General features: G+C 63.8%; 8 protein-coding genes. 2 read left to right on the forward strand and 6 right to left on the reverse strand.

Features of this window, described 5'->3' with window-relative positions; all coding sequences use genetic code 11:
* Together EN991_RS15925 and EN991_RS15930 are read left to right on the forward strand one after the other, a co-directional pair.
* The coding region (locus EN991_RS15925) for an NrsF family protein (protein WP_127369111.1) at window positions 1-492 on the forward strand (492 nt) is incomplete at its 5' end.
* A gap of 134 nt (window positions 493-626) precedes the next feature.
* The gene (locus EN991_RS15930) at window positions 627-2,687 is read left to right on the forward strand and encodes a PAS domain S-box protein (protein WP_127369112.1); all 2,061 of its coding nucleotides are present in this window, start codon (window positions 627-629) and stop codon (window positions 2,685-2,687) included.
* A 56-nt stretch (window positions 2,688-2,743) separates the two neighbouring features.
* Here EN991_RS15930 and EN991_RS15935 read toward each other — a convergent pair whose 3' ends face one another.
* The 6 genes from EN991_RS15935 to EN991_RS15960 all read right to left on the reverse strand — a co-directional run.
* On the reverse strand, window positions 2,744-3,622 hold the full coding sequence (locus tag EN991_RS15935; RefSeq protein ID WP_013529423.1) for a 3-hydroxybutyryl-CoA dehydrogenase: 879 nt from the start codon (window positions 3,620-3,622) through the stop codon (window positions 2,744-2,746).
* 207 nt (window positions 3,623-3,829) lie between these two features.
* Window positions 3,830-4,759: an electron transfer flavoprotein subunit alpha/FixB family protein gene (locus EN991_RS15940; protein ID WP_127369113.1), complete on the reverse strand. Its 930-nt coding sequence runs from the start codon at window positions 4,757-4,759 to the stop codon at window positions 3,830-3,832.
* Window positions 4,760-4,917: 158 nt separating this feature from the next.
* Window positions 4,918-5,667 (reverse strand): electron transfer flavoprotein subunit beta/FixA family protein, encoded by a 750-nt coding sequence (locus tag EN991_RS15945; protein WP_013529425.1) that lies wholly within the window; start codon window positions 5,665-5,667, stop codon window positions 4,918-4,920.
* Window positions 5,668-5,865: 198 nt separating this feature from the next.
* The gene (locus EN991_RS15950; RefSeq protein WP_013529426.1) at window positions 5,866-6,666 is read right to left on the reverse strand and encodes a rhomboid family intramembrane serine protease; all 801 of its coding nucleotides are present in this window, start codon (window positions 6,664-6,666) and stop codon (window positions 5,866-5,868) included.
* Window positions 6,667-6,694: 28 nt separating this feature from the next.
* A complete protein-coding gene (locus EN991_RS15955; protein WP_013529427.1) occupies window positions 6,695-7,276 on the reverse strand; it encodes a cob(I)yrinic acid a,c-diamide adenosyltransferase in 582 nt (193 codons plus the stop codon).
* Window positions 7,277-7,301: 25 nt separating this feature from the next.
* A partial coding sequence (locus EN991_RS15960) for a twin transmembrane helix small protein (protein ID WP_127369114.1) occupies window positions 7,302-7,424 on the reverse strand: 123 nt, incomplete at its 5' end.

Raw genomic sequence — 7,424 nt, forward strand, 5'->3', positions numbered from 1 at the left:
TTCATGGCGGCCGCGCACACGATGCGCTTCCTTTCCAAATTTGTTTTCCCCATCGTGCTTGCCGTCGGCGCCTTCGCCCTGATCCGTGCCTTGTCGACGCCGGGTGCGTCGACGGGCCGGGCAATGGCTGGGATGGCTGCGGCGCCAGTGCTGGTAGCCGTGGCGGTGGTTCTGGAGCTTTTCATGGTGCCGGAGGCGCTGTGGGGAACCAAAATGGTCGGCTCCAACATGATGATCTGCATGGCTTTCATCCCGCTGATCGGCCTCGGTCCGCTTGCCATCTTCCTGTGGATGCTGCGCTACGGGGCGCCGACACGGCCGGTGCTTGCCGGTGCGGTGGCAGGCCTGCTCGCCGGCGGGCTGGCGGCAACCTTCTATGCCGCCCACTGCTTCGACGATTCGCCGCTTTTCGTCGCCACCTGGTACACGATAGCCATTGCAGCGCTCGCATTGCTTGGCGCGCTCGGCGGACGGTTTTTCGTGCGCTGGTAGCGTTGCGCCACGCTCGCCCGCTCGCGCATACCGATCCTTAATCATGCCGGCAATTGTTTGCCGGTTAGCGATGGCACCGGAATGCCTGACGCAACCTTTCCTTAAAATCGATCCGCCAAGGTTGAGGCGAGAACATGCGTTTGCGCACGGGGGTGGCACGTATCGTGATGTGGCGAGGATTGACCAGCCGAGAATCTCTTGGGCGTGCAGGGCTGGCGTTGCTCGTCGCCGGCCTGGGCGTGCTGGCGGCCTCGATCCTGCTGTCGCACCTGGACCTGGGCACCGAAGCCTTGAAACTCTGCCTGCAGATCGCGATGGCAGTGGCGGCGGGCGCGCTGTTCCTCGCTGCCCTGTCCACCCGCAGGATCAGCATGGATCGCCAACAGATCGCCGAGAGCGAGCTGCGCTTCCGCCGCGCCATGGAGGATTCAGCGATCGGTATCGTCGTTGTCGGTCTCGATGGGCGCATCCGCCAGACCAATCCGGCCTTCGCGGCCATGCTTGGCTACACAAGCGAAGAGATCGAGACGCAGACTTTCTTCCAGATCACGCATCCCGACGACCAGCAGATCGGGCGGGAGACGATGGACGATCTGAAGGCGGGCACGGTCAATTCCTTCCATTTCGAGAAGCGCTATCTCCGCAAGGACGGAACGCCCGTCTGGGCCCATCTTGCCGGTTCGGTCATTCGCGATGAGACCAGCGGCCGCCCGCTCTATCTCGTCTCGCAAATCGAGAACATCGACGCTCGCAAGCAGGCCGAGGCGCGCATTGCCGAAGCGGAAACGCGTTGGAATTTCGCGCTCGCCGGCGCCGGCCAGGGCGTCTGGGACCTCGACATGCGCAAGGGCGGCACGACCTATTCCTCGACCTGGGTCAAGATGCTGGGCTATGCGGATGGCGAGCTCGATGGCGACACCGACCGCTGGCTGACGATGATCCATCCTGATGATCGCGAGACTGTCGCCGAAGCGGATCGCGCTCATCTCGAGGGCAAGACACCGTTCTTTGAGGCCGAGTTCAGGATGCGCCACAAGGATGGCCACTGGGTGTGGATCCTCGACCGCGGCAAGGCCATCGAACGTGATGAGGATGGACGGCTGATCAGGGCCATCGGCAGCTTGACCGACATCACCCGCCGCAAGGAGGCCGAAGAGCGCCTCACCGTGTCGGCGGCAATGCTTGCCGATGAAAAGGAGCGGCTGAGGGTGACGCTGCAATCGATCGGCGATGCCGTGATCTGCACCGATGCCGCAAACCGGATCACCTTCATGAACCCGGTCGCCGAAAAGCTGACCGGGATTGCCGGCGGCGAGGCTCTCGGCAAGATGCTTGGCCATGTCTACTGGGCGGTCGACGAGGAGACGGGGCACAGGATCGGCGTGACCCGGCCCGCGGTTGGCGTTCATGCGCCCGCCGACCAGAACAGCCGCGCCGTCCTCATCCGGCGCGACGACACGCGCTGCAGCATCCGCCAGGTGGTGTCGCCGATCGTCAACGACCGCCACGAATTCTGCGGGCTCGTCATCGTCTTCCAGGACTTTACCGATGCGCGCGCGCTGCAGCGCCAGCTCGCCCACGCCGCGGCACACGATGCGCTGACCGGCCTTGCCAACCGCTCCAGCTTCATCCGCGCCATGGAGGACCTCGTCGGCCAGGCGCGCAAGGACGGCACCGCCGACACGACAAGGTCGGTCGGCGACACGACAAGGTCGGTCGGCGACACGACAAGGTCGGTCGGAGGCGCCGGACATCAGTTCATGTTCATCGACCTCGACCACTTCAAACTGGTCAACGACACGGGTGGCCACGCGGCGGGAGACGCGCTGCTGAAGCGGGTTGCCGTGGCTATTCGCGGCGTGCTTGGTCCAGACGACATCGTCGCTCGCCTCGGCGGCGACGAATTCGCGGTCATTTTGAAATCGGGTTCGGCAGCCGGCGCCAAGATCGCGGCGCGCTCCATCATCGATGCGATCGGCGGGCTAGACTTCACCTGGGACGGCCGTCCTCACGTGATCGGCGCCAGCATCGGGTTGGCTGCGATCAATGCCAATTGTGGCGAGGTCGACGAGATCATCGCCAGGGCCGATGCGGCTTGCTATGCCGCCAAGGCGGCGGGCCGTGGCTGTGTCTCCGTGGCGCCCGACGCACAGATCGTGGATGGCCGGACAGAGCCACTGGCGGTGGCCTCCTGATAGACCCGTCGCCGTTGAACCGAAAGGCTTGTCCCTGATTTGCGCCGACGATCCGCTCAGCGCGTCGGGACGGGATGCTCGCCGCGATAGTCGTAGAAGCCGCGCCCGGTCTTGCGGCCGAGCCAGCCGGCCTCGACATATTTCACCAGTAGCGGGCAAGGGCGGTACTTGGAGTCCGACAGGCCGTCATGCAGCACCTGCATGATCGACAGGCAGGTATCGAGCCCGATGAAGTCAGCCAGCTGCAGCGGCCCCATCGGATGGTTGGCGCCGAGCCGCATGGCCGTGTCGATGGCGTCGACCGAGCCGACACCCTCATAGAGCGTGTAGATCGCCTCGTTGATCATCGGCAGCAGGATGCGGTTGACGATGAAGGCAGGAAAATCCTCCGAGACCGTGATCGTCTTGTCGAGCTGCTTCACATAGGTCTTGGCTGCCTCGAAGGTCTGGTCCTCGGTGGCGATGCCGCGCACCAGTTCGACCAGCTTCATCAGCGGCACCGGGTTCATAAAATGTATGCCGATGAACCGCTCGGGCCGGTCGGTCTGCGCGGCAAGCCGCGTGATCGAGATCGACGAGGTGTTGGTCGCCAGGATGGCTTCGGGATTGAGCTGCGGACAAAGCTGGGCGTAGATCTTGCGCTTGACCGTCTCGTCCTCGGTCGCCGCCTCGATCACCAGGTCAGCACCCGCAAGATCGGCCATCGCGGGGGCGGCCGAAATGCGGCCCATCGCGTCGTTGCGCACCTTCTCGTCGAGCTTGCCGGACCCCACCTGGCGGGCCATGTTGCCGCTGATCGTGGCGATGCCCTTCTCGATGCGGTCGGGCGAGATATCGTAGATCAATACCTTGTAGCCTGAAAGCGCGGAGACATGGGCGATGCCGCCACCCATCTGGCCCGCGCCGATGATGCCGATCGTCTCGATCTTGCTCATTACACCGATCCCGTCCTGAACCCTTCCGCTTGAACTGCGAAAGCGCTCCACCTTTTATTTTACCGCAATCCCGGACGCAAAACCGCTGCGCACTTTGCTGGATTGCTTTCAGCCTTTGCGGCCTGCTTTTTGTGCGGTGCAAACTAAAAGGGCGGGGCGACTTCGTCTACCCCACCCTCACCATTTAATACGCTTTGGCAGAAAGCGTCAAAGCGCCTTTTGCAGTTCCGGCAGGATGACGAACAGGTCGCCGACAAGGCCGTAGTCGGCAACCTGGAAAATCGGCGCCTCCTCGTCCTTGTTGATGGCGACGATGACCTTGGAATCCTTCATGCCGGCAAGGTGCTGGATGGCGCCGGAGATGCCGACCGCGATGTAGAGATCGGGGGCAACCACCTTGCCGGTCTGGCCGACCTGCCAGTCGTTCGGCGCATAGCCGGCATCGACGGCGGCGCGGGAAGCGCCGACCGCGGCGCCGAGCTTGTCGGCAACCGGCAGGATGACCTCCTGGAATTTCTCCGAGGAGCCCAGCGCGCGGCCGCCCGAGATGATGATCTTGGCCGAGGTCAGCTCCGGACGGTCGGTCTCGGAAAGCTTGTTCTCGATGAAGGTGGAGAGGCCCGGATTGGCCGCGGCCTTGACGGTCTCGACGGCTGCCGAGCCGCCCTCGGGGGCTGCCTGGAAGGAGGCGGTGCGCACGGTGATCACCTGCTTGGCGTCGCTCGACTGCACCGTCTGGATGGCGTTGCCGGCATAGATCGGCCGCTTGAAGGTGTCGGGCGATACGACTTCGATGATCTCGGACACCTGCGCGACATCGAGGAGCGCAGCCACGCGCGGCGCGACATTCTTGCCCGACGAGGTCGCCGGCGCGATGATGGTGTCGTAGGCGCCCGCCAGCGACACAATGAGCGCTGCCGTCGGTTCGGCCAGGCGCTCGGCAAGCTCGTCGGCCTCGGCCAACAGCACCTTGCTCACGCCCTTCAGCTTGGCGGCAGCGTCGGCTGCCGGCTTGGCGCCCTTGCCGGCAACCAGCACATGCACGTCCGAGCCGATCTGCAGCGCGGCCGACAGCGCCTTGGCGGTCTGGTCGGAAAGGGTTGCGTTGTCGTGTTCTGCAATCAGAAGAATAGCCATTGATGATATTCCTGACTTTCGTCTTCGCGGCTCCCTGAAATCCGGTCAGGCCGAATCGAAAACGGTTGGTTTCGAGAACCGGAGCGGAGCGTACTTCTGTACGTGAGCACCGGAAGCGGAGAAGCCAGCCGTTTGCAGGCCGGCCTCATCGGATTTCCTTACAGCACGCCGGCTTCGTTCTTCAGCTTGTCGACCAGCTCAGCGACGCTCTTGACCTTGACGCCTGCCTTGCGGCCGCTCGGCTCTTCGGTCTTGATGACCTTCAGCCGCGGCTTGACGTCGGCGCCGTAGTCGGCCGGGCTCTTCTCGTCGAGCTGCTTCTTCTTGGCCTTCATGATGTTGGGCAGCGAGGCATAGCGCGGCTGGTTGAGGCGAAGGTCGGCGGTAACGATCACCGGCATCTTCAGTTCCACCGTCTGCAGGCCGCCATCGACTTCGCGCGTCACCTTGGCCTTGTCGCCGTCGAGCACGATCTTGGAGGCGAAGGTGCCCTGCGCCCAGCCCAACAGTGCCGCCAGCATCTGGCCGGTCTGGTTGGAATCGTCGTCGATCGCCTGCTTGCCGAGGATGACGAGGCCGGGCTGCTCGGCGTCGACGACGCCCTTCAGCACCTTGGCGACGCCGAGCGGCTCGGTCTGTTCGTCGGTCTTGACCAGGATGGCGCGGTCGGCGCCCATGGCGAGCGCCGTGCGCAGGGTTTCCTGCGCCTGCTGCGGGCCGATCGAGACGACGATGATTTCTTCCGCCTTGCCAGCTTCCTTCAGCCGGATCGCTTCTTCAACCGCGATCTCGTCGAACGGGTTCATCGCCATCTTGACGTTGGCGAGCTCCACCGCCGAACCATCAGCCTTCACGCGAACCTTGACGTTCGCATCCACAACCCGCTTCACGGGCACAAGGATCTTCATTTGCCTGTCACCTCTTCACGCTAATTGGGCGCGCTATAACAGCCTGCGCCCGTTCTGAGTTGTCGAAAGCCGACATTCCAGGTGGAAATTCTGGCCGGATGGAAATTCTGGTCTTTGCCCGCCTTAGGTTGCGGCGGAGACGTTTCCGTAGTTGCGGCAACCCTGCACGTCAATACGCTGCAAGTGGCTCAAATCGGTTCAGTCCGAACTGGAAGCGTTTCCGCGTCCCCAGCGCGGTGTCGCGGCGGGTTGATCGGGGATCAGCGGTTCCGTGGCAACCGGCGGCTGGTCGGGAGCGGCGGGCGCGACGTCGTCGTCGGCGCCGGCAAACAGCGGCACGCCGCGGCTACGCAAGACAAGCACCAGAACGGCGCCGGCGATGATGCCGCCGATATGGCAGGCCCAGGAGATCTGATCCTCGCCGCCGGCGGCAAACATCACCACCTGGAAAAGGACCCACAGGATGAGCGGGATGAAGGCCGGAATGCGCAGCGGGATGCGGGCGAAGGCCAACACCCAGACCTTCACCCTGGGATAAAGGATCAGATAGGCGACGACCACGCCGGCGATGGCGCCCGAGGCACCGATCAGCGGCACCTGCGAGTCCCAGGCGACGAGGCCCTGGAAGGCGGCGCCGGCGATCGCGCACAACAGGTAGAAGATGAGGTAGCGGATGTGACCGAGCGCGTCCTCGACATTGTCGCCGAACACCCACAGGAACAGCATGTTGCCGCCGAGGTGGAAGATGTCGGCATGCAGGAAGGAATAGGTGAGGTAGCTCAGGCTTTCGGGGATGACGATAAAACGGGGATCGAGCTCTGCGGTGTCATGGACGACCGACGGGATGAAGCCGAGACCAAGCACGGCGGCATTGGAGAAACTCTCGCCGCCGAGCGCGGTGACGAGGTAGACCAGGGCGTTGGCCACGATCAGCCCGATGGTCACATATTGCAGGCGGATGTGGCGCAGCCTGTTGGTGTCGTAAAGCGGGATGAACATGCCCCAGGCCCTCTTCCGCTTTCGACAATCAGCGGTTCTTGCCGGGAACCCATAGCACGTCGGCGTTTCCGTTGTCATTGACCGCCCGGGCGGCGACAAACAGGAAATCCGAGACGCGGTTGATGTATTTCAGACCGTCACGGTTGACGTGCTCGTTCGGGTCCTGGGCCAGGGCGACCATCAGCCTTTCGGCTCGCCTTGCCACGGTGCGGGCAAGGTGAAGTGCCGCCGCCGCCGCTGTGCCGCCATTGAGCACGAAGGATTTGAGCGGCTGAAGCTCCTTGTTGAGAAGGTCGATGTCCTTTTCGACCCGGTCGGTCTGCACGGCGACGATGCGAAGCGGCTCATAGCCGAGCGGCTTGCCGTCGTCGGGTACGGCGAGATCGGCGCCGAGATCGAACAGATCGTTCTGGATGCGGGACAGCATGGCGTCGATCGCGGGATGGGCCGCGGCCGTGTGGACCCTGGCGATGCCGATGCAGGCATTGGCCTCGTCGACCGTGCCGTAGGCCTCTACCCGCAGATCGGATTTCAGCCGCCTCTCGCCGGTGCCGAGACCTGTGGTGCCATCATCGCCGGTGCGGGTGTAGATCTTGTTGAGCTTGACCATTTCGCCTCCCCGGCCGCCGGCATCCTCACTTGCGGGTGAAATACACCGCCAGCAGGATCAGCACCAGCGCCACGGCCTGCAGCATGACTCGTGCCTGCATCAGCTTGTTCGAGGTGACGCCGGAGCCGCCGCGCATCATGTTGATGAG

Origin of the sequence: Mesorhizobium sp. M7A.F.Ca.US.005.03.2.1 (assembly GCF_003997795.1) — a bacterium.
Taxonomy (GTDB): Bacteria; Pseudomonadota; Alphaproteobacteria; order Rhizobiales; family Rhizobiaceae; genus Mesorhizobium; species Mesorhizobium ciceri.

Coding starts and splice junctions, on each gene's coding strand:
- EN991_RS15930 (WP_127369112.1), top strand. CDS start 627: ATGCGTTTGCGCACGGGGGTGGCACGTATCGTGATGTGGCGAGGATTG.
- EN991_RS15935 (WP_013529423.1), bottom strand. CDS start 3,622: ATGAGCAAGATCGAGACGATCGGCATCATCGGCGCGGGCCAGATGGGT.
- EN991_RS15940 (WP_127369113.1), bottom strand. CDS start 4,759: ATGGCTATTCTTCTGATTGCAGAACACGACAACGCAACCCTTTCCGAC.
- EN991_RS15945 (WP_013529425.1), bottom strand. CDS start 5,667: ATGAAGATCCTTGTGCCCGTGAAGCGGGTTGTGGATGCGAACGTCAAG.
- EN991_RS15950 (WP_013529426.1), bottom strand. CDS start 6,666: ATGTTCATCCCGCTTTACGACACCAACAGGCTGCGCCACATCCGCCTG.
- EN991_RS15955 (WP_013529427.1), bottom strand. CDS start 7,276: ATGGTCAAGCTCAACAAGATCTACACCCGCACCGGCGATGATGGCACC.